At 61.2% G+C, this 22,272-nt stretch carries 20 protein-coding genes; 14 read left to right on the forward strand and 6 right to left on the reverse strand.

Features of this window, described 5'->3' with window-relative positions; all coding sequences use genetic code 11:
- The first annotated feature begins 12 nt into the window (after positions 1–12).
- Both DBQ51_RS17100 and DBQ51_RS05685 read left to right on the forward strand, forming a co-directional pair.
- Positions 13–585, forward strand: a complete 573-nt coding sequence (locus DBQ51_RS17100; protein WP_277997732.1) for an IS110 family transposase — start codon at positions 13–15, stop codon at positions 583–585.
- 94 nt (positions 586–679) lie between these two features.
- On the forward strand, positions 680–1,039 hold the full coding sequence (locus tag DBQ51_RS05685) for a sporulation initiation factor Spo0A C-terminal domain-containing protein (RefSeq protein ID WP_054328284.1): 360 nt from the start codon (positions 680–682) through the stop codon (positions 1,037–1,039).
- A 119-nt stretch (positions 1,040–1,158) separates the two neighbouring features.
- Here the strand turns inward: DBQ51_RS05685 and DBQ51_RS05690 are convergent, their stop codons facing one another.
- From DBQ51_RS05690 to DBQ51_RS05700, 4 genes are all read right to left on the reverse strand, one after another.
- Entirely contained in the window at positions 1,159–1,665 is a 507-nt protein-coding gene (locus DBQ51_RS05690; RefSeq protein ID WP_107630993.1) for a hypothetical protein, read from the reverse strand.
- A 133-nt stretch (positions 1,666–1,798) separates the two neighbouring features.
- Positions 1,799–2,101 (reverse strand): sortase, encoded by a 303-nt coding sequence (locus DBQ51_RS05695; RefSeq protein ID WP_242977839.1) that lies wholly within the window; start codon positions 2,099–2,101, stop codon positions 1,799–1,801.
- Positions 2,098–3,297 carry a hypothetical protein gene (locus tag DBQ51_RS17105; RefSeq protein ID WP_242977840.1) on the reverse strand — a complete coding sequence of 400 codons (1,200 nt, stop codon included), beginning with the start codon at positions 3,295–3,297 and terminating at the stop codon, positions 2,098–2,100. The genes DBQ51_RS05695 and DBQ51_RS17105 overlap by 4 nt, the downstream gene beginning before the upstream one ends.
- A 23-nt stretch (positions 3,298–3,320) precedes the next feature.
- Positions 3,321–4,979 (reverse strand): MSCRAMM family protein, encoded by a 1,659-nt coding sequence (locus DBQ51_RS05700; protein ID WP_307718898.1) that lies wholly within the window; start codon positions 4,977–4,979, stop codon positions 3,321–3,323.
- A gap of 117 nt (positions 4,980–5,096) precedes the next feature.
- On the opposite strand from DBQ51_RS05700, the gene DBQ51_RS05705 reads away from it, so the two are divergent.
- From DBQ51_RS05705 to DBQ51_RS05725, 5 genes are all read left to right on the forward strand, one after another.
- Positions 5,097–5,417, forward strand: a complete 321-nt coding sequence (locus DBQ51_RS05705; RefSeq protein WP_407923227.1) for a manganese catalase family protein — start codon at positions 5,097–5,099, stop codon at positions 5,415–5,417.
- A gap of 146 nt (positions 5,418–5,563) precedes the next feature.
- Positions 5,564–6,799 carry a beta-ketoacyl-ACP synthase II gene (gene fabF, locus DBQ51_RS05710; RefSeq protein WP_054328290.1) on the forward strand — a complete coding sequence of 412 codons (1,236 nt, stop codon included), beginning with the start codon at positions 5,564–5,566 and terminating at the stop codon, positions 6,797–6,799.
- Between the two features lie 12 nt (positions 6,800–6,811).
- Complete coding sequence (locus DBQ51_RS05715) at positions 6,812–8,446, forward strand: class I adenylate-forming enzyme family protein (RefSeq protein WP_107630996.1); 1,635 nt, start codon at positions 6,812–6,814, stop codon at positions 8,444–8,446.
- A 90-nt stretch (positions 8,447–8,536) separates the two neighbouring features.
- Positions 8,537–9,172, forward strand: coding sequence for a GNAT family N-acetyltransferase (locus DBQ51_RS05720; RefSeq protein WP_107630997.1), 636 nt, complete (start codon positions 8,537–8,539; stop codon positions 9,170–9,172).
- Positions 9,173–9,350: 178 nt separating this feature from the next.
- Positions 9,351–10,967, forward strand: coding sequence for a mannitol dehydrogenase family protein (locus DBQ51_RS05725; RefSeq protein WP_107630998.1), 1,617 nt, complete (start codon positions 9,351–9,353; stop codon positions 10,965–10,967).
- Positions 10,968–11,027: 60 nt separating this feature from the next.
- Here the strand turns inward: DBQ51_RS05725 and DBQ51_RS05730 are convergent, their stop codons facing one another.
- Both DBQ51_RS05730 and DBQ51_RS05735 read right to left on the reverse strand, forming a co-directional pair.
- Entirely contained in the window at positions 11,028–12,308 is a 1,281-nt protein-coding gene (locus DBQ51_RS05730; RefSeq protein WP_107630999.1) for a sensor histidine kinase, read from the reverse strand.
- A gap of 12 nt (positions 12,309–12,320) precedes the next feature.
- A complete protein-coding gene (locus tag DBQ51_RS05735) occupies positions 12,321–13,028 on the reverse strand; it encodes a LytR/AlgR family response regulator transcription factor (RefSeq protein WP_054326731.1) in 708 nt (235 codons plus the stop codon).
- Positions 13,029–13,243: 215 nt separating this feature from the next.
- Here DBQ51_RS05735 and DBQ51_RS05740 point away from each other — a divergent pair, with 215 nt between their 5' ends.
- The 7 genes from DBQ51_RS05740 to DBQ51_RS05770 all read left to right on the forward strand — a co-directional run bounded on the left by DBQ51_RS05740 (position 13,244) and on the right by DBQ51_RS05770 (position 22,219).
- Positions 13,244–14,107 carry a TraX family protein gene (locus DBQ51_RS05740; protein ID WP_159068081.1) on the forward strand — a complete coding sequence of 288 codons (864 nt, stop codon included), beginning with the start codon at positions 13,244–13,246 and terminating at the stop codon, positions 14,105–14,107.
- A complete protein-coding gene (locus DBQ51_RS05745; RefSeq protein ID WP_054326729.1) occupies positions 14,023–14,766 on the forward strand; it encodes an ABC transporter ATP-binding protein in 744 nt (247 codons plus the stop codon). Before DBQ51_RS05740 ends, DBQ51_RS05745 begins: the two co-directional genes overlap by 85 nt.
- A 20-nt stretch (positions 14,767–14,786) precedes the next feature.
- On the forward strand, positions 14,787–16,919 hold the full coding sequence (locus DBQ51_RS05750; protein ID WP_107631000.1) for an FtsX-like permease family protein: 2,133 nt from the start codon (positions 14,787–14,789) through the stop codon (positions 16,917–16,919).
- A 71-nt stretch (positions 16,920–16,990) separates the two neighbouring features.
- Positions 16,991–17,659 (forward strand): response regulator transcription factor, encoded by a 669-nt coding sequence (locus DBQ51_RS05755; RefSeq protein ID WP_054326728.1) that lies wholly within the window; start codon positions 16,991–16,993, stop codon positions 17,657–17,659.
- Positions 17,656–18,552: a sensor histidine kinase gene (locus DBQ51_RS05760; RefSeq protein ID WP_054326727.1), complete on the forward strand. Its 897-nt coding sequence runs from the start codon at positions 17,656–17,658 to the stop codon at positions 18,550–18,552. The genes DBQ51_RS05755 and DBQ51_RS05760 overlap by 4 nt, the downstream gene beginning before the upstream one ends.
- 282 nt (positions 18,553–18,834) lie before the next feature.
- Positions 18,835–19,503, forward strand: a complete 669-nt coding sequence (locus DBQ51_RS05765) for an ABC transporter ATP-binding protein (RefSeq protein ID WP_054326726.1) — start codon at positions 18,835–18,837, stop codon at positions 19,501–19,503.
- A 13-nt stretch (positions 19,504–19,516) separates the two neighbouring features.
- Positions 19,517–22,219: an ABC transporter permease gene (locus tag DBQ51_RS05770; protein WP_199855184.1), complete on the forward strand. Its 2,703-nt coding sequence runs from the start codon at positions 19,517–19,519 to the stop codon at positions 22,217–22,219.
- Positions 22,220–22,272 lie beyond the last annotated feature (53 nt).

Raw genomic sequence — 22,272 nt, forward strand, 5'->3', positions numbered from 1 at the left:
CTGCTCATTGGCATGGAGGCCACCAGCCATTACTGGCCGAGCGTGTACGGGTATCTGCTGGAGCATGGCTTTGAAGTAAAGGTCATCAATCCCATCCAGTCTGAGGCTTTTCGGAAGATGTATATTCGTCAGACAAAGAATGACCGAAAGGACAGCTTCATTATCGCCCAGATCGTGCGCTTCGGGCAGTTCTTCGTCACGAATCTGTCACTTGTTTTCAGACACCTTTGGCGCTGCCTCTTGGGCGCCATTATCCTGAGCGAGATCGGAGACATCCATCGCTTTGACGCATCCAATAAACTGGTCGCCTTTGCCGGGTTGGATGTACGAGTCACACAGTCCGGTGAGTTTATCGGAACAAGGCAGAAAATCTCTAAACGGGGCTCACCGTATCTCAGGCGGGCCATCTGGCTATCCGCCTCCAAGGCGGCTTTTTGTGCCCCCATTCTCTCAGAGTATTACCAGTCCCTCCGTGCTCGCGGCAAGCACCATCTTACCGCGATCGGCACCATCTCCCGCAAACTCTGCAACACCATTTATGCTATTTTCAAGGAAGACCGGCCCCTGGCAGCCGGTATCTCCTAGAAACAAAAAGTGTCGAATAATAGCGACAAAAATTGAATTTCCTGTTTTTGGTTGTATTATCTTCTCAAATCTTTGTATTTGGGAGGATATACCTATGACAACCGTTCAGGATACGTTACGTTTATTCGGCATTACCAGATGCTACAAAGGGTTTCAGCACACCGCCCATGCCATCTGTCTGGTAGTTCATGATGAATCTCGTTTAGAGGCTGTCACAAAGAAAATCTATATGGAAACCGCCTCTCACTTCCACTGCAAATGGACTGCTGTGGAACGCAATATCCGAACTGCCGCTGCAAGAGCATGGAAAGTCAATCGTCCTTTGCTGTTCGAGATGGCCGGCTATCCGCTGGCCTGTATTCCTACCGCCTCCGAATTTATTGAGATCCTGGCTTCTTACATACTGCGTTTATCCCAACCGCAGACCCAACTGCGGCCTCTTGCTATGCTTTGATCCCTCCTTATCTCCCTTTCGTTTTTTCACTCAGACCTCTTGAATTTTTACCGCTGGCTTCTCCATAAAATACAATGAGCCGGTATGAACGGAAAAGGTCATACCGGCTCATGCCAATATTATAAGGCTTGGTCTGAAATGAGATAAGCGGCGGTCCTGTCAAATGCGGGCGAGCTTTCCTCCGCCTGCATATCCGGTATGGAGCGCCACAGGCGGTCCACCCGGGCGACGCCGCCCAGATCAGTGTAGACCACCAGCTGCTCCATACCGACTTTGTCATTTTCCAACCGCAGATGGACTGCATATCGGGTCTCGTTGATCTGTAGCGGCTGGGTGTACTGGATCAGGTCGAATTCGCTCGCATCTGCCCAGTGGTACAGCTCGCTTTCGGCCAGTTCGCGCACCGTACCGTATGCGCCCAGCTGGACAGCAGCGCTGTTCAGCACCAGCTCCGCGCTGACCGATGTGAGTTCATCCGTTCCGGTAGACGGCTCCTCGCCCGTATCAAGTGCATACAGGGCGGCCGTACCTCCTGACGCGAGTTCCACATCACGCCGCACCAGCGGCACATCCTGTACCGTCTCATTCTCTGCGTCATCCCATCCCTCCAAACCTGTCTGTTCCATCTCTATGAATACTGCTGTGTCCGTATCGGGTACCTCCATTTTTGCTTTGTCGTCCGCGCAGCCTGTGGACAGAAGCAGAGCCCCCCGCCATGCAGGCGGCGATCATGCCACGGAATTTCATTGTATCATCCTTTCATCGCATTTCCTGTCCGATCACGTAGAACCGGTAAGCCGGTTCGTTCGCGATACAGGTGAGCATAGTGATCTGGTCGCCTGCCGTGGGGTTCAGCACGTCCGTATCTGTAGCAAGGATGCGTCCGGCAAAGGTAACGCGGTAGGTGCGGATGCCGAGCGAGGTCTTATAAGTGACGACATCCCCAACCTGCACATATTTCAGATTTCCGAAATACGGCCACGAGCCGCGGTTGTGGCCGCACAACGAAACATTTCCATTCCAGGCGCTTGTCCCGTCCACATGACCGGCGCCCTTTTTCATATTCTCATAGGTGGCTCCAGGGTAGACATAAGCGAAAATGCCGCGGCTGCCGATGGAGACCGCACCGAAATGCCCATTTGTGGTGGTGAGCTGGCTTTGGGCAGTGTAGCCACCTCCCATACCCTCCAGCCGGTTAAAGGACAGGCCCTCCAGCCATCTGGCGAGCCGCCGGCGCAGGATGACCGTATACTCGGTTTCCTCATGCCCCTGTAAAACCGAAAGCCGTACTTCGGCATCCGTACCCGCACATACTGGCGGCTTACGACGTCATGGATGCGGCGCTCCTCGTTATAGACATAGATGTGGACAATATGCCAACGCAGATACCAGAGCACTGCCGCCAACAGGAACAGGGCTGCCAGCCCTGTCACGATCGCGACCTGCGATACGGTAACGTCCGGATCCAGCCCGGGCAGGACCGGTATCTTGTTTCCCGTATAGGTCACGGTGTAGACCACGCTCCCGACACTGGTTTTCCCCACCTCGCCCTTGTAGACTGCTGTAGCGCGGTATCCGTCCGCCACTTCGCGGGGCGTATAGGTGGTTTTGCTGTAGATGGCTGTTGCTGTCCATACCGCAGGGACGTCCGAGTCCTCCACATTTTTCGTTTCGGACCATCTCAGATTCGTGAGCGGCAGCGTCAGCCCGTCCGCCTGCACCGTCTCCGGTACAAGGCCGCGGTCATTGTAGGCAAGCTCATACGTTTTGGTGACGGTATGCGGGTGGCTGTCCGTCACGGTGCTGTACCCAGTCGCCTCCACCTTGATGCTCTGCACGTCCAGCAGCAACTCGCCAGTATAGCCGTCCTTGCTGTAGCTTCGTGTGTAGGGGAACTTACCGATCACGTCCGCAAGCTCACCGGAGGGCGCGTCTACTGTAACGGTTTCCTCGGCCTGCTTTTTGTCTGTTATCTCCTGGTCGGCCTTTTCCATACGCTGATAGCGGTACCAGTAGCCGTCCTGAGAAAACGGCTCCTCACGGAGCAGAGCGGGATCGATGTCCGGCGCCAGCTCAAAAGTCTTGGTGAGTGTCGGAACACCGTTTATCTCAACCAGCTCGGTGCTGACCGGCTCAAAGCTTGCTTTGTCGCCGTCGAGCAGCACCTGTTCGCTTTCCTGTACTGCGCCCGCCGCGCCGATAAACAGCGCGGCGAGCAGCGGCATAATCAGCCTCTGCAGTTGTTTTCTGTTCTTCATATTGCAAAGCCCTTTCTTTCTTTTTAGAATCCAGTCTGCGGGAGCGTAGGCTTGGTATATGTGGGCGCGCGGTAGATTTTAGTCACCCATACGCTGGCAGCGTTGTCCCACTCGCCCTGATACGAGCCGCCGCACTCCGCGCGGTTGATGATGTTATAACCATTCGCCATGTAATCCGGCACATAGACCAGCAGCGTCGCTTTCTCGGTCATTTCGAAGCCAGCCGGCACTGTGCCGAACTCAAAGCGGATATCGGTCACATATTCGCCGGCCGCCAGTTTGAGCGAGCCACTGTCGATCTTGAACGAATACGCGTTGGTTGAAAGCAGATTGTCCGCCAGCGTGCGGTAATCATTCATGTTGGTCTTAAAGGTGATCTTATACCAGACGCGGGCATTGTAGGTACCGGTGGTCAGCGTGGCCGCGCGCACCGCGTCCGTGGGGATGCGGTCATGCCAGAAGAAGTTGTCCAGCGTAACATTCGAGTTATTTGCAATGTTCGTGAAGTCATACCGCATATTCAAGCCGGCGTCTACCGTGTAGTTGCCGGTCTTTTCAATGGTGGTCTGGATGTTTGCCGGGTCGTTGTACATCTCGATCTGCACCACGTCGCCTTCCACCTTGAGCTTGGCCTCTACCTTTTCGTTATTCAGCTGATAAAACCGCGGCACCTGCACCTCCTGCACATAGTAGCGGCCCAGTGGGATCGGGTTGGAGGCGGCAATGCCTCGGGAATCCGAGGTCATGGTGTCCACCACGCGGCCGGTGTCGGCGTTGGTGATCTCGAACACCGCGCCCTCGAGCAGGCTGCCTTTCGACTGATTCGTGACTGGGTTGTCCTGCGCAGACTTTTTGACCACCTGTATCTGGCCAAGGATCGGGGTGTTTTCCACGACAAGCTCGGTCGTCTCGCCGCGCCGGACGCGGAGCGTGCGCACGGTATCGTCCAGCACATAGCCTTCCGCGGCAGCGACCTCCTCCACCTTGAGCTTGATCTCGCTCTTGCCGTCTGTCAGCAGGTCGTCCAGTTCGATGTAGCCGTCCTGATCAGTACTGTACTCGCCGATCAGATTGTTGTGCTCGTCCTTGATGAGAAAGCGTACCCCATAGACGCCCTCGCCTGTCACGGCGTCGACCTTTTTAATGCGCACGCCGGCGAGCTTTTCATTTTCAAAGGTGACGGTCGCCAGCTCCCCGGACGTTACAATCACGTTCTGCGGGGTCGGGTCCAGCCGGTAACCCTCCGGACAGGATAGCTCGGTCACAATATAGACGCCGTCCTCCAGACCGGAAACCGTCACAAGGCCGGAGGAATCCGTGGTGTAAGTGCCGACCATCTCGCCATTCGCCTTTTCCACTGTAAACGCGCAGCCGTCCAGCGGCTGGTTTGTACCTTTGACGACTTTGCGGATCTGCAATCCGTATGCCTTTTTATTCGTGAACACCAGTTCCATGCTCCCGCTATCCTTGATCTCAAAGGTCTTGGGTGTATCCTGCAAAATATACCCGTCCGGCGCTTTGATCTCCGTCACAATATAGCTGCCTGCCGGCAGTCCGTCCAGTGTGATAGCGCCGTTTGCGTCGGTTTCGGCTTCCCTGACAAACTCGCCTCTGGATTTGGTGATCTTGAACACAGTCTTTTTGAGCGGCTGGCGGGTATCCTCGTCTATCTTCTTATATATGTGATACGACTACTGCATAGTCATATTACTCGACGTGTTGAACAGCTTCCCGCTCTCCACGTCGAGCAGACCTTTCAAGTAGTATAGCAGTATGGTTGTAGTGTAAGGGGAGGCAGCTTGTCCTATCTGTTTCGAATGATATGTTGTTCTTTTGCAGTTGCAGCAGAGCAGAAAGCCCGCACGACCTATGACAACCTGCTGCGCCTGATCGACAATCCAGATGTCCGCGAGCCGCTCAAATTCCTCCGTGAACGGGAGATCGTACACTTCCAGCGCTTCGGCGACGCCCTGCGCGTCGTGCAGGAGAACCTGGACGCGAAGAACTACTATGCCTTCAATCCCGCAATCGACATCCGCCCGCCTGAAAGGACCTGGGCGCCCAAGCTGCCCAACCTTTCCGCCGGCGCTGCGGCGCCTGCCGAACCGAAAAAGGCCTGAGCTTTCCTTTCCCAGCCTCCCCGCTGCAGCGGGGAGGCTTTTGTTATTGAACATATTATAAGGTGAAAATACTTTTATTTTTTCGCTTAATCTGGTATACTATACATGTATTTCTATCAACTGAATATAGAAATTGAGGAATGAGTATGACAGAAAAAACACTGGTAATCACCGGCATGGGCGCGGTAACGCCCATCGGCATCGGGGTCGCCGCCTACTGGGAGGCGCTCAAGGCCGGCCGCTGCGGTGTAGGCCCGATCACCCGTTTCGACGCATCCGGCCTGCCCGTGCAGATCGCGGCCGAGCTGAAGGGTTTCGCCCCCGTCGACCACATGCCCAAGGCGCTCGCGCGCACGATGGACCCCTTCATGCAGTTCGCTTTCGCTGCCGCGCAGGAGGCGCTCGGGAACAGCGGGCTTTCGGTTTCGGGCGAGCCCGACCGCATCGGCATCGTGATGGGTACGGCGATGGATGGCGTGACCACGGTCGCGCAGACACAGTCCGCGTTCGACGCGGGCCACCGCGTCGGCCCCCGCTTCGTGCCTATGACCATCGGCAACATCGCCGCCGCGCAGATCGCCATTGCGCATGGCATCTGCGGGCCGAGCCTGACGCTCAACACCGCCTGCTCCGCGGGCGGCGACGCGATCATGACCGCCGCCATGCTGCTGCGCACCGGCGAGGCGGACGCGGTGCTCGCGGTCGGTGGGGAAAGCATCCTGTGTCCGATTGTGGTGTCCGGCCTGTCGCAGGCCAAGGCGCTGTCCCGCCGTAACGACGACCCTGAACATGCCTGCCGCCCGTTCGACCTCGACCGCGACGGGTTCGTTATCGGCGAGGGCGGCGGCGCGCTCATCATCGAAACCGAGGAACACGCCCTGGCGCGCGACGCCGATATATACGCCGTGCTGGCCGGCTGGGCCAACACCTCGGACGCGCATCACGTCACCGCGCCCTGTCCGGACGGCGCGGGCGCCGCGGCCTGTATGAAGCGGGCGCTCGGACGCGCCGGCCTGCCGCCCGCCGCCATCGGCTACATTAATGCGCACGGCACCTCCACCCCGTTGGGGGACAGGGCGGAAACGCTGGCGGTCAAGGCCGTGTTCGGCGGACGCGAGACCGCGCCCCCCTTGTCCTCGACCAAATCCGCCACCGGACACCTGATGGGCGCGGGCGGCCTGACCGAGGCGATCGCCTGCATCCTAGCCATCCGTGACGGTATCCTGCCGCCCACCCTGCACCTTGAAAATCCAGATCCGGAATGCGACCTTGATTATGTTCCCAATCAGGCCCGCCGGGCGAATATCGACTCAGCCATGAGCAACTCCCTCGGCTTCGGCGGGCAGAACTCCAGCATCGTCCTTTCCCGATACCAGAAATGAGGCCCCTTTGAAATGATGAATGAATATACCTATGATGTGTCCATGTTTCGGGACACCTTTGAGACTCGGTTCACCTATTTGAACGGTTTTTTACGCAACGTATCCCGTTTCGGCGCGCGGCCGGCGCTGCACGACCCTCTCTCTGGCCGCCGCTGGACCTACCGCGAGCTGAATGCCGCAGCCAACCGCTTGGCGCACGCGCTGCGCGCGGACGGGGTGGGGAAAAATGACGTGGTGATGTTCGCCCTGCTCAATTCTCCTGAATTCGTGTTCTGCTATCTGGCGGCGCACAAGATCGGCGCCATCGCCTGTCCGGTCAACTACCGCCAGGGCGCGGGCGAAATCGCGCTCGTGATCGACGACAGCCGCCCCAAGGCGTTCCTGTACGACGCTGCCTTCGGCGAACTGTCCGGCGGCGCGCTTGCGCTGTGCGAGTACAAGCCGCAGGCCGTTGTGATGGTCGATTACCGGGGCGGCGCGCAGGCGCCCGACGGTCATGTCTGTTATCCGGATTATGTGTCCGGCCAGTCGGAGACCGACCCGCCGGTCGATTTCGCACCCCATATCTACGACGAAACCACCCGCCTGTATACCTCGGGTACGACCAACCGGCCCAAGGGCGTGCCGATCAACAATGTCAACGAGGTGCTTTCCGCGCATGATGTGATGATGCATTTCCCGCTGGGTCCGACCGACCGCACGATGAATATGACCCCTTGGTTCCACCGCGGCGGCATCCATTCGGGTGGCCCCTGCCCGACCCTGTACGCGGGAGGCGAGGTCGTCATCCTGCGCGACTTCGCGCCCAAGCGCTGTCTGGAATACACGGAAAAATACCGCATCTCTTTCCTGATCGGCGTACCGACCATCATCGCCATGCTCGCGCGCACCCAGGAACGCACGCCCGCCGACCTGTCCGCGCTGCGCGGCATCGTAACCATGGGCGCGCCGTTTGAAAAGGCCGCATGCGAAAAATACATGCAGCTTCTGACCCCCAATATCTTCAACGGCTACGGCACCACCGAAACGTTCTGGAACACTTTCCTGCGTCCGTTCGACCTGCCCGCCCGGGCTGGCTCAGCCGGCCGCTCCTGCACGGACGACGAGGTGCGCCTGGTCGCCCTCCGCGCGGACGGCGCGCACGCGGAGCCGGAGGATACCGTCCCGCGCGACGGGGAGACTCCGGGCGAGATCATCATTTCCTCCCCCGCGAAAAGCGCGTTTTGCTATTTCAATAATCCGGAAATGACCGCCCGAAAATTCTATAAGGGCTGGCTCTACACCGGCGACGTGGGTACCTGGGATGAAGATGAATTCGTTACCGTTGCCGGACGCAAGGACGACATGATTGTGTCCGCGGGCGAGAATATCTATCCGGCGCAGATTGAAGCCGTGCTCAACGGCCACCCCAAGGTCGCGGAAAGCGCGGTCATCGGCGTGCCGGACGCGCTGCGCGGCGAAGTCGTGGCGGCATACGTCGTCCCGTCGGACGACAGCCTGACCACAGAGGAGCTCAAAGCGTACTGCGCACAAAGCCCCATGCTGTCCTCCTATAAGTGGCCGCGCGTCTACCATATCGTTAACGAGCTGCCGCACACCGCAACCGGCAAGCTGATGCATTACAAGCTGCGCGAGGCACTGGGCTGACCGGCAGGGGGAACCGTGCAGTGGGCTGCGGGACGCCGGCCGTCCTGCAGCTCCTTTTTATCCGTCGACAAACCGAAAGGAGATGGTCACATGATGGTGATACGCAATGAAACGGCAGGCGACTATACCGCCGTGGAAACGCTCACACGCCGTGCTTTCTACAATATTTATATCCCGGGCTGTGTGGAGCATTACCTGGTCCACTGCATGCGCGGGCATGCGGACTTCCTGCCGGAGCTGGATTTCGTACTCGAGCTGGACGGGCAGGTCATCGGCAATATTATGTATACAAAAGCCAAGCTGGTCGGCGAGTCGGGTATGGAAAAGGATATCCTGACGTTCGGCCCGCTCAGCATCGCACCGGAGTACCAGCGGAAAGGCTATGGGACGCGGCTGATGGAGCATTCATTCGTGCGTGCGGCCGCCCTTGGGTATGATGGGATCGTTATTTTCGGCAGTCCCGCCAATTATGTGGGCCGCGGCTTTCAGAGCTGCAGGCGGTTCCATATCGCCACGGAGGACGGGCGCTTCCCCGCGGCGATGCTGGTCAAGGAGCTTGTCCCCCATGCACTCGGCGGGAAACGCTGGGTATATTATGGCAGCCCCGCTATGGAGGTCGATGAGAAGGCGGCGGCGCGGTATGATGACAGCCTGGAGCCCATGGAAAAACGCCGTCTGCCCAGCCAAGAGGAATTTTATATCATAAGCCGCTCCTTCCTGGCATAGGCAGGGCGGGGCTGCCCCGCCCTTTCCGAGAAAGCGCAGCGCGGCGGCCGGAATGGAAAAATGCGGCCGCCGCGCTTAAAAAAACATTGTTTCATCTGCGTTTTTGGTATACTATATATATGAGTATCCATCGGCACACCGCATTCCTATTCTTATGAACACCAAAGGATGTGAACCCATGAAACTTTCTCTTGAAAACCTTTCGCAAAACCTTTCCTGGAAAGGCTACCGCCTGCCGCAGTATGATATCCAGGCTGCCCGCGATTACACCAAGGCCCATCCGGTCTGGCTGCATTTCGGCGCTGGCAACCTGTTCCGCGCTTTCCCCGCTGTGCTTGCACAGCGCCTGCTGACCGCCCGCCTTTCCCGAGCCGGTGTGATCTGCTGCGAGGGCTATGACGAGGAGCTGATCGACCGCTGCTACCGGAGCTGCGACCATCTCTCGATCGTCGCGACCGTGTATCCCAACGGCACGGTCAACAAGGAGGTTGTCGCCTCGGTCACAGAAAGCCTGAAGATGAGCGAGGACGAGGACCGCCTGCGCCAGATTTTCACCAGCCCCGACCTGCAGATGGTGTCGTTCACCATCACGGAAAAAGGCTACGTCCTGCGCGACGACCAGCGCCATTTTTTACCCGCGGTCGGTCAGGATATCCTGCAAGGCCCGCAAGCTGCTTCCACGTTTGCCGGCCGCATCACGGCACTGTGCCTCGCGCGCGCCCGCGCCGGTCTTGCGCCAGTCGCGCTGGTTTCGCTCGACAACTGCCAGAACAACAGCCACCTGCTCCGCCGCATGACGACCGACCTCGCCGGTGGCTGGCTCGAACACGGACACATCACGCAGGAGGACTTTGACTATATCACCAAAAAGCTGACCTACCCGCTCTCCATGATCGACAAGATCACCCCGCATCCGGACGAGCGCGTCTGCGCTATGCTGCAGGAAGACGGGCTGAGCGGCATGGAGATCTTCACGACCTCCAAAAGCACGGTCGCCGCGGCCTATGTCAATTCCGAGCGTCCGCAGCACCTGCTGATCGAAAACGATTTCCCGAACGGCCATCCCGCGTTCGAGCAGCTCGGCGTTATCCTGACCAGCCGCTCGATCGTGGAAAAGTCGGCCCGCATGAAAGCCTGCACCTGCATGAACCCGATGGACACCGCGCTGGGCCTGTTCGGCTGCCTGCTCGGCTACACCCGCATCTGCGACGAAATGCAGGACCCCGACCTGGTGAACCTGATCACCCGCATGTCCGAACGCGAGGCCATGCCGCTCGTCACCGACCCCGGCGTGATCGACCCGTTCGCGTTCCTGCACGAGGTGCTCGGCGAGCGGTATCCCAATCCATTCCTACAGGATACGCCCCAGCGCATCGCGACCGACACCAGCCGCAAGCTCGCCATCCGCTTCGGGGAAACGCTCAAGGCCTATTATAACTCCCCCGTACCCATGCATCGGGCGACCCACCTGACCTATATCCCGCTCGTGCTGGCCTGCTGGCTGCGCTATCTCGTCGGCGTGGACGATGAGGGTCAGCCGTTCCAGCTCAGTCCGGACGCGCGGATCGGAAACGTCCACAAGCTGCTCGGCGAGGTCCGCTTGGGCGACCAGGTGACCGAGGAGCGCCTGTACCCGTTGCTTTCCAGCACCATGTACTTCGGCATCAACCTGTTCGAGGTCGGCGTGGGGGAAAGGGTCGTCGCACTGTTTAACGAGTTGAACCGCGGCCCACACGCGGTCCGCGAGACCCTGCACAAATACTGCGGCGAAAAAGAGCCGGAACCCGCTTGGTAAAAAACACAAAAGCATCGGATGAAAAATCATCCGATGCTTTTTTCTATGACGCGCTGCCAGCTATTCGGTCCGACTTTCCGCAAGGGGCAGGCAGGCCACCAGCTCAAACTTCCCATCCCGTGCCGCCGCCTCGAGCGTGCCGCCGTAACGCGCAGCGATCTCGCGCATGCCGCGCAGGCCGAAGCCGTGCGCGCGCTGGTCCGCCTTGGTGGTGCCGAACAGCCCGTCCGGCTTTTCCTCCCGCTTGCCCGCGTAGGCGTTGACCACGCGCAGCATCAGCAGCCCCTTCTCCGCGCGGGCGCGCACGGTGATGTGCCTGTCCACCGCGTCCTTCGCCGCCTCGACCGCGTTGTCCAGCGCGTTGCCAAACAGCGCGCACAGGTCAGGGTCGGCGACCGGCAATTTTTCCGGCAGGAAGACGCGGATATCCGCCTCCAGTCCCGCCTCGCCGATCTCGCGCGCCTTGGCGGATAATACGATATTGACCGTGTCGTTTTCCGTAAAGCGTCCGGCGCCGGAGGGGCCGGACGCAGCCTGCAGGCTGCGCACATACTCAGCCGCGCGGCCGGCCTCCCCCTGCTCGAGCAGGCCGGAAAGCGCGGTCAGGTGGTTGCGCATATCGTGCCGCAGGCGGCGCACCTGCTCCTGCTCACGCCGGATGCCCTGGTAGTACAGCTCGCGCATATCCGCGAGCTGATGTTCCTGCTCAAGCGCCTGGTGCCGTGAAAGCAGCACGACCGCGAGTAGCAGCGCGACCGAGGAGACGAACACGAACGGCAGCAGCGTGTAGAACGCGGCATCGAGCACCCCGTCCACAATCTCCTCCGTGTAGGCGCGGACGTTCCATAGGGAGAACGCCAGCTCGCTGAGCAGCGGCGAGAGCGCCAGCAGCCCCAGCAACGCCCACAGTCGGCCGGAGAGCGCGATCTGCCGGCCGTCCCGCAGCGCGCGGCGCACGAGCAACCACACCGCGGCCCAAGCCGCCAGCTTCCACACGACCGCGCCCCAGTAGTCCGCCGAGCCCGGCAGCACCGCGCGCGTGTCCACGATCATGCTCCACGCGATGATCCATTCAAAAAAAATCACGCCCACCACCAGCCGCGCGGCCAGACTGCCGCCGTAGCCGATCAAAAAAGCAGCGATCAAGAACGGGAAGTAGTAGAGCGGGTTGCCGTCCCCCATCCACGTCGGCATGCCGAGCGCCGCGCCCAGCACCAGATACGGCGCAATCCAGCGCACCCGCCCCTTGGGCGCAGCCAGAAAGCGCAGCGCCGTGCGGGCGGGCAGGACGCCGCCCAGCAGCACGGTCGCCAGCCATGCAAGAAAGTCCCATGCCGTCATCTGCGCGCCCCCTTATTCCAGCATGGCGCGCGCGATGGCCGCGAGCGCCGTGGGCTGGCAGGACCGGCTGATCGGCAGCTTCTCTTCCCCGATCACGACCGTGCCGCCCTCCACGCGGTCGACCGCGCCCGCGCGCACCAGATACCGTTGGTGGATGCGCACGAACGCCGCCCCCACCGCCTCGGCCACATCGTCCAGCCGCGCGTAGAAGGTCAGCCTACGCGTATCGGTCACGCAGGTGACCTGCCGCCGGTCGGAGTAGAAATAGCGGATGGACTTTTTCGGGATGCGGAACAGGCCGTCCGTATTGCGGCACAGGAACACCTTGTCTGCCTCGTTAAACTGCGCCGCGAGCGCACGGGTGAGCACATCGCCGATCTGCTCGGGCTGGGGCGGCTTCATCACATAGCCGAGCGCGCCGACCGCGTACCCGTCGAACACAAAATCCGTGTAGCCGGTGACGAATACGAGCTGCAGGGCGTCGCTCCGCTCCCGCAGGGCCTTGGCGGCTTCCATGCCGTTCAGGCCGCCCATCTCGATATCCAGGAATACGAGATCGATCTCACCCGTGTGCTTTTCCATCCAGCCGAGCAGCCCCTCGCCCGAGGAAAATTCATAGATCTGGCACTCGACCGCGCGCTTGTCCAGCAGGCGCTCGAGCATAGCGCGCAGGCCGAGCCGCGCCTCCGCTGAATCGTCGCAGATGCCGATGCGAAGCATGGGCTTCCCCCCCTTTGTTTACTCTTTACCAGAACAAATTATATCACAAGGCTTCCCTTTCGCCAAACCAAACTTTACAGCAGACGTGCGGATTATGACGTCCCACGCTGCCCGCCGGCCAAACGTTACATCAGCCCTGCCATTTTTGGCAGGGCCGTTTGTTTTCGCCCGCCGGCCGCGGTATGCTGGAGACAAGAAAAAGGAGGACATCGGCCATGACTGCAAAGCTGACTTTATCCCGCATCCGCACCGTACTGACCACGCCGCCCACGTTTGAAGCGGGCGCGCCCAGGCTCAGGACCAATCTGGATACGAATTTCCTCAAGCTCATCGCCATTTTCGCCATGCTGATCGACCACATCGGCGGCGCGTTCTTCCCCGAGGCGGCCTGGTTCCGCTGGGTGGGGCGCATCGCGTTTCCGATCTTCTGCTACTGCATGACGGTCGGCCTGCTCTACACGCGGGACATTAAAAAATATCTGTTCCGGCTCGGCCTGTTCGCGGTGATCTCCCAGCCGTTCTATGTGCTGGCCTTCCACCCGCATGACTTTGTCGCCCAGTTCACAAACTGGAACATCTTCTGCACGCTGTTCCTGTCCCTGCTCGCCATGTACGGGCTCAAGGAGCGCAAATGGTGGCTGTTTCTCGCGGCGTTCTTCGTGGTTTCCTGGTGGAACTTCGACTATTCCGGTATGGGCATCCAGTACATGCTGATCTTTTACCTGTGCCGCAACCATCCGGCCGTGGGCGCGGCGCTGTACTGCGCGCAGTTCATCACCTGCCTCGGCGTGATGCCGGGCGATCCGCTGAGCCTTGCGGTCGGCGGCCTCTGCATCGACTGGTCGTTCTTCGCCGTGTTTGCCGCGCCGCTCCTCTTCCTCCCCACGTGCCTTGACCTTAAGATTCCCAAATGGGTATTCTATGCGTTCTATCCCGCGCATCTGGCGGCCATCGCCGTAATACAATTCGTTATTTTTTTAAAGGAGTATCCGTTATGTTATCTGTTCAAGACCTCCACAAATCCTATCAGGTCGGAAAAACGACCTATGAGGTGCTCAAAGGCGTATCCCTTGCCGTAAATGAGGGAGAATTCGTCGCCGTGATGGGACCAAGCGGCTCGGGCAAGACCACGCTGCTCAACTGCATCTCCTGTTACATCCCCGCGGACAGCGGCAGCATCACCCTGCGAGGGGAGGAGCTGGCCCGTCTGGACGAGGACGCGCTCGCGCAGGTGCGCAACCGCAAGCTGGGCTTTGTGTTCCAGGACTTCCTGCTGCTCGACGGGCTAACCGTGCGCGAAAACATCCTGCTGCCCCGCATCATCGCCGGCCAGGCTGGACGCGACATGGAGAACGAAGCGGACAGCCTGTGCGACGTATTCGGCATCACCGCCATCAAAAACAAATACCCCGCCGAGATCTCGGGCGGCGAAAAGCAACGCACCGCGGTCGCCCGCGCACTCATCAACCACCCGCTGCTCATTTTGGCCGACGAGCCAACCGGCAACTTGGACTCCAAGTCCTCCCGCGCGGTCATCGACAGCTTTGCGCAGGCGCGGCAGGCACTCGGCGCGACCATCTTCATGGTCACGCACGACTCGTTCGCAGCCTCGTTCTGCGACCGCGTGGTCATCCTGCGCGACGGCGTGGTATGGCGCGTACTCGCCCGCGCGGACAAGGCGCGCGGTGCGTTTCAGGACGAACTGCTGGACGCCATCCGCGAAATGTCAGCGGAGTAGTATAGGGGGACGTGATCACGATGAAAACCTTTTCCGAAGTCTACGCGGCGCTGCGCCGCAAAAACCGCGGGCAGTACGGGCTGCTCGCGGGGTGCTGCTTCTTTTCCGTGCTGCTCATCACTGCCTATGCGTGCATGATGCGCTCGCCCACCATCCTCACCATTCTGCCCGAGGGCGGCGACAGCCGCAAGCAGGTTGTGATGGTGTTTGTACTGGCGGTGCTGGGCTGCGCGGTATTCACCACCTATGCCGCAGGGCTGTTTTTCCGCCAGAAATCGCGCGCGACCGGCGTATTCCTCGCGCTCGGCGCGTCGCGCGGCCAGCTCCGCCGCGAGCTGGTCAAGGAGCTTACTCTGATCGCGTTCGGCTCGTGCGCCGCAGGCGCGGCGCTGGGCGCGCCGCTCGCGTGGGCCGTCTGGCAGGGCTTCCGCACCTTCCTTGTGGACTCGCAGGAGATGCCGCTGTCGTTCGACCCGCAGGCCTACCTGCTCGCGCTGGCGTTTTCGGCCTATGTGGTCGTGATGCTGTTCACGCTCGCCGCGCGCTTCATCCGCCGCACCAACATCATCGACATCGTGCAGGAATCCCATAAATCCGAACCCATCCGCACGGTGCCGCGCTGGTACGGACCGGCCGGCATCCTGCTGATGCTGCTCGGCGCCGTGCTGGGCTATATGATGCCGACGTTTTTCGTCAAGGTGCTACACTGGTATGCCTCCGGCGCGGTGGACGCGCTCTTCTACCTGCCCGCCCTTGCCGGCCTGTACATGGTGCTGCTGCACACAGTGGTCAACGGCTGGAGGCGCGGCGCAAACCGCTATAAGCACATCATCTCCGTCTCCATGATGAAATTCCAGGGCCGCCAGACCGTGCGCAACATGCTGGTAATGACCCTGCTGATCGCGGGTGCGTACTTCGCCTCGTTCTACGCGCCCATGCTGTCCACCAGCTCGGAAAACGCCTACGCCGCGCGCCCGATCGACTACGAATACCACTGGCGCGCGGACCAGTCCCTGCCCCAACGGGACGAGGTGCAGGCGCTGGCGGAGGAAACAAACGTCGAGATCACCTCCTGGGCGCAACAGGGCGCGGCCGTACTGGGCAAGGACGGCACCTACTCCATCGAGACGGATACCGGCTTCGGCACCACCTACACGACCGCATATGCCAAGCTGCTGCACGGCGCAACCTTTTTCTCGGAAAGCGCGTACAACGCCCTGACCGGACAGGACGTGGATATCCCCGCGGGCGCGTGCGCCAACATTCTGGACGACGAGGGCGGCAGCGGCTATCTTTCGGGCGGCGACGCAACCCACCTGACCAACATGGCGACCGGCGCGGAGCTGGACGTGACCCCGATCGAGCCGCTGCGGTACACCATGCTGCTTGGCTGCTATGTGCTGGACGATATAGACTACGCCGTGCTCACCGAGGGGCTGACCGACGTATGGCGCGAGGAATATGTGTTCTTTAACGTGACGGATGTGGAGAATAGCTATCCCTTCGCCAAGGCGCTGTTTGATGAGATTGTGGACCGTTCGGGTCCGGAAGTCGAGGTCGGGGACTATTACGACGATGTAGCGGCCGCGCTGGCCGCACAGGCGGGCGAGGTCTACGACTATTCCCCCGAGGCGGCTGCCTCCCGCGGCCTGTTCACGCCGGAGTACAGCGACCGCGATTCCTCCGGCTTCCGCAACTACTGGAAATACATGCCCCAGTTCCGCATCCTCGACCAGAACGACTTCGTCACCACCATGGCGGTGTTCCTCATGCTGTTCATCTTTATCGCCATCGTGTGCTTTGCGGCGGTCATCGTCATCGCATTTACCCGCTGCATGACCATCGCGCTCGTCAATGCCCGCGTGTATGACGACCTGCGACACCTCGGCGCGTCCAACGGCTATCTGTTCCGCTCGGTGCGCGGACAGATCAGTCGGGTGTTCCTCGTCCCCGCGCTGGTCGGCACCGGATTGATCTGGATATTCTATATGATGATCATGTACTTCAACGGCGACCCCCTCGGCTTTACCCGTTCCGAGTTGGCGGGCATGGGCGCGTGCCTGATCGTGGTCGCGGCGGTATCCGCGCTGCTGTATCTCGTGTACCGCGTGACACGGAAAAGCGTGTGCCGCGCGCTGCACATCCATTCCTAAACCATTTTTCACAGGGCGCGCTTTTAAGCGCGCTCTGTTTGTGCTACAATGGGGAGCGTGAGGTGATTGCCATGGAACACATCCTGATCGTTGAGGACGACCCCGCGCTCGGCCGCGGGCTGACGCTTGCGCTGGGCGGCGCGCACGCCTGCACGCTGGCATCCGGCTGCGCGGACGCGCGGCGGGCGCTCGCCGCCGCAACCTTCGACCTTGCCATCTTTGATATCAACCTGCCGGACGGCTCGGGGCTGGCGCTGCTCGAAGAGACGCGCGACACGGGCGGCCCGCCGGTCATCCTGCTGACCGCGAACGACCTGGAAACCGATATCGTGACCGGCCTGACGCTGGGTGCGGACGACTATATCACCAAGCCCTTTTCACTGGCCGTGCTGCGCGCCCGCGTGGAGGCCGCGCTGCGCCGCAACGCCCCCGCCGCCGCGCCCGCTGTGTTCGAACAGGACAGGTTCCGCTTTGATTTCGACCGGCTGGACTTCGCCGTGGAGGGCAGGCCGCTCCAGCTTTCGCAGACCGAGCAACGGCTGCTGCGCCTGCTCGTCGAAAACCGCGGGCATACCCTGCCGCGCGACACGCTGCTCGACCGCATCTGGACGGACGGGGCGGACTATGTGGACGAGAACGCGCTGTCGGTCACGGTCGGTCGGCTGCGGCGCAAGCTGGGCAAAAACGCACCCATCAAAACCGTATACGGCGTGGGGTACAGTTGGGCGGTGGAGACATGAAGTATGTCGCCCTGGCCGCCGTGCTGCTGGCGCTGGCCGTGCTTGTTTACGACCGGCTGCGCCTGCGCCGCACCATGAACAGCCTGGACCGCATGCTGGACGACGCGGTGTGCGGCGCGTTTGTCCCCACGCATTTTGACGAAAGCCGCCTGTCCGCGGTCGAGGCCAGGCTCAAGCGGTATCTGGACGCAAGCGGCACGTCCGCCGCGCGACTTGCCGAGGATCGGGCGCGTGTGCAGGCGCTGATCGCGGATATCTCGCATCAGACCAAAACGCCGATCGCGAACCTGCTGCTGTACGCTGGGCTGCTGGCGGACAAGGGCCTGCCGCCGGATTGCCGCGACTGCGTCGCGCAGCTCACCGCGCAGGCCGAGAAGCTGCAGTTTCTCATCGCGTCACTGGTCAAGGCCGGCCGGCTGGAAACCGGCGCGATCGAGGTACACCCGAAGGAAGCCAGCGTGCAGGCGCTGGTTTCCGCCGCCCTGCGCGAAGCCACGCCTAAGGCTGCGGAAAAGGGCGTTGCGCTCCTTGCGCCGCCGGATACGGCAGCGGCGGCGCGCTTTGACCCCAAGTGGACGCAGGAGGCGCTGGGCAACCTGATCGACAACGCCGTGAAGTACACGCCGTCGGGCGGCTGCATCACGGTGTCGGTCACGCCCTATGAGCTGTTCTGCCGCATCGACGTGGCGGACACCGGCATCGGCCTTGCCGAGGAGGAATGCGGACGGGTGTTCCAGCGGTTCTACCGCTCCCCCGCCGTGCGGGGCGAGCAGGGCGTTGGGCTGGGACTGTATCTCGCCCGCGAAATCGCCGCGGCGAACGGCGGGTATATCAAGGTAGCCTCCCGCCTTGGGGAAGGCAGCACGTTTTCACTGTTTTTGCCCAAAGCGTAGCGGCTGTGGTTGCCGCTCCGCGGAAGCGCATGATGGCACATATGCAGCGCATGTTTGGCCCACTGGCACGGATGATTTGCCCGCGCTTCGCGGGCTGGAAAATTTCGCCGTCTGTGGACGGCGAGGAACTGTGCGCAGGCCGTGAAACTCCCCCGCTGGAGCGCTTCCTCCAGCAATCTAACAAAACTGTTAGATTTCCGACAGGCTCTCGACAGAATTGCATGGTATCGTCTGTATTGTACCCAAGGGTGCGATACAGACTTTTTTTGGGAGGTTCCTTTTATGAAGGTTTTACAGACACAGGCCCTGCGCAAGATTTACGGCGCGGGCGATACCGAGGTGCGCGCGCTCGACGGCGTGGACCTTGCGGTCGAAAACGGCGAATTCGTCGCGGTGGTCGGCACATCCGGCTCGGGCAAATCCACCCTGCTGCACATGCTCGGCGGGCTGGACCGCCCGACGGACGGCAAGGTCTATGTGGACGGGAACGACATCTTCGCGCTGAAGGACGACGAGCTGACCATTTTCCGCCGCCGGCGCATCGGGTTCGTGTTCCAGGCGTATAATCTTGTTCCCGTACTGAGCGTGTACGAAAATATCGTACTCCCCATCGAGCTGGACGGCGGCACGGTCGATCGCGCCTATGTGGACGAGATCATCCGCACGCTGGGGCTGGAAAGCAAGCTGTCCAATCTGCCCAGCCAGCTTTCGGGCGGCCAGCAACAGCGCGTGGCCATCGCCCGCGCGCTCGCCACCAAGCCCGCCATCATCCTGGCGGACGAGCCGACCGGCAACCTGGACAGCAAAACCAGCCAGGACGTGCTCGCGCTGCTCAAGGTGACGAGCGAGAAGTTCGGCCAGACCATTGTGATGATTACCCACAACGAGGAGATCGCCCAACTCGCGCACCGGATCGTCCGCATCGAGGACGGCCGCATCGTCCATTCGTAAGGGGGCGCGCGATATGCTGAACGTTCCCAACAAAAGGTGCATCCGCCGCCTGTCCGACCGCAGCCTCAAGGCGGCGAAAACGCGCAACATCATTGCGGTCATCGCCATCGCGCTGACGACCGTGCTGTTTACCTCGCTGTTCACCATCGCCATGTCCATCAACGACTCGTTCCAGCAGGGCAACTTCCGGCAGGCGGGCGGCGACAACCACGGCACGTTTAAGGACCTGACCGAAGCGCAGGTGGCCGAGCTGCGGGACGATCCCCTCATCCAGGAGTCCGGCACCCGCCTGATGGTGGGCATGACGAGCGACGACCCGCCGTTTAACAAGAGCCATATCGAGGTCAGCTACATGGACCCGACGCAGGCCAAACATTACTTCATCGAGCCGGTCGAGGGCCGCCTGCCCGCCGAGGGTACGGACGAGGCCGCGGCCGACACCCGCGTACTCTCCCTGTTGGGCGTGGAGCCTAAAATCGGCGCAAGGTTCACCCTGCCCATCGCCATCGACGGCAACACCGAGGACGCGCATGTGGTCGAGCGCACGTTCACGCTCTGCGGCTGGTGGGAGTACGACAGCGCCATTACCGCCTCCCACGTCCTGCTGCCCCGCTCGGCGGCCGACGAGCTGTGCGCCCTGTCCACGGGCAACCCCTATACCGCGACCGGTACCTGGTCGCTCGACGTGATGCTCGCCAGTTCACTGCACATCCGCGAAGATCTGACGCAGATCCTCGCAAACCACGGCTATCAGTGCGAAAACGCCGGAGAGGAGGACTATATCGGCATCGGCGTCAACTGGGGCTATTCGGGCGCGCAGCTTGCCGCGCAGGCCGACCCCATGACCGTCATCGCCATCGCCGCCATGCTGGCGCTCATCATCTTCACCGGCTATCTCATCATCTACAATGTGTTCCAGATTTCGGTCACGGGCGACATCCGCTTTTACGGGCTGCTCAAGACCATCGGCACGACCGGCCGGCAGATTCGCCGCATGATCCGGCGGCAGGCGTACCTGCTTTCGCTCGTCGGCATCCCCATCGGCCTTGCGGGCGGGTATTTCGTCGGCGCGGGGTTGGTGCCGGTCGTCATCTCGCGCTTGGACGGGATGCACGAGACTGTGTCCCTCAGCCCGCTCATCTTTGTGTTTGCAACCGTATTCTCGCTCATCACCGTACGCATCTCCTGCCGCAAGCCGGGCAAAATGGCCGCGCGCGTATCGCCGGTCGAGGCGGTACGCTACACGGACGCAAGCGCGAAAAAGCCGAAAAAGGCAACAGGCCGGCACACTGCGGCAAAGCGCGCGGCCTACGGCGCCAGGCTGCCGCGCATGGCGTGGATGAACCTCGGCCGCAGCCGCGGCAAAACGGTCGTCACCGTCCTTTCGCTCGCGCTCGCGGTGGTGCTCATGCAGCTCACCTACACCTTCGCCATCGGCTTTGACATGGATAAGTACCTCTCAAGCAAGTCGGCGGTCGATTTCGTCGTCGGCGACGCGGCCTACTTCCAGACCGGCGCAGGCTTTACCTCGACCGATGAGGCGGTGCCGGAAAACGTCATTGCGGACATCGGCGCACAGGGCGGCGTCACGGACGCGGGCCGCATCTACGGCAAGGTGTCGAACGTGCAGGAGTTCGTCACCGAGGACTGGTTCCGCCAGAGCTGGGGGCAATGGAACTCTCCAGAAACGCTCGACCTCATGGTCGCGGATGAGGAGCGCGACGAAAACGGCCTGCTGGCCGACCGCGTCCAACTTTACGGCATGGAGGATTTCCCGCTTTCCAAACTCGAAGTGTTGGAGGGCGACCTGTCCGCGCTCGCCGACCCCACCGCCAACGCGGTCGCGGCGGTTTATATGTCCGACGACTACGGCGACGCGCAAGAGGGCTCGAACTGGGCGAAGGTGGGTGACAAGGTTCGCCTGCGCTATGTGGAGGAGCTCGAGTACTTTTATTCGGACACCGGCGAAATCATCCCGCCCGAGCAGGTGGACGCGGCTTATGACAGTGGGCGCGGCATCAGCTCGCGCGCCAAGACCTACCGCGACGCGGAATACACGGTCGTGGCCACGGTACTCGTCCCCCACTCGCTCGACTACCGCTACTACGGCGCGGACGAGTTCGTGATGGGCGCGGAGCAGTTCAAGCGTGACACGCAGACCAGCTCGGTCATGACCTATGTGTTCGACGTAGCAGACGGCACGGACGGCAGCATGGAGGCCTTCCTCAAGGACTACACCGAAAACGTGCAGCCGCTGTTCGATTACGAGAGCAAGGCGACCTATCAGGCCGAGTTTGACAGCTTCCGCACCATGTTCTTGACACTGGGCCTCGCACTGAGCTTGATCATCGGTCTGGTCGGCGTTTTAAACTTCTTAAACGCGGTGTTGACCGGCATCATCACCCGCCGGCACGAGTTCGCCGTCTTGCAGGCTATCGGTATGACCGGAAAGCAGCTCAAACGCATGCTCATGCTCGAGGGGCTGTACTACGCCCTGCTCGCGCTCGCACTGAGTCTTGCGCTCAGCGTGACGCTCGGGCCGCTGGTGGGCGCCGGCTGCTCGACCGTGTTCTGGTTCTTCACCTATAAATTCTCCATCCTGCCCCTCGTGCTGCTACTGCCGGTGTTCGCCGCGCTGGGGCTGCTCATCCCGCTCGCCACCTACCGCAGCACCGCGCGGCTGAGCGTGGTCGAGCGGCTGCGCACAGATGAATAAAACCACCGCTTGACTTTACCATCCCCCCGTGCTACAATGATACCGCTCACTCG

Origin of the sequence: Agathobaculum massiliense, assembly GCF_900291975.1 — a bacterium.
GTDB lineage: Bacteria > Bacillota > Clostridia > Oscillospirales > Butyricicoccaceae > Agathobaculum > Agathobaculum ammoniilyticum.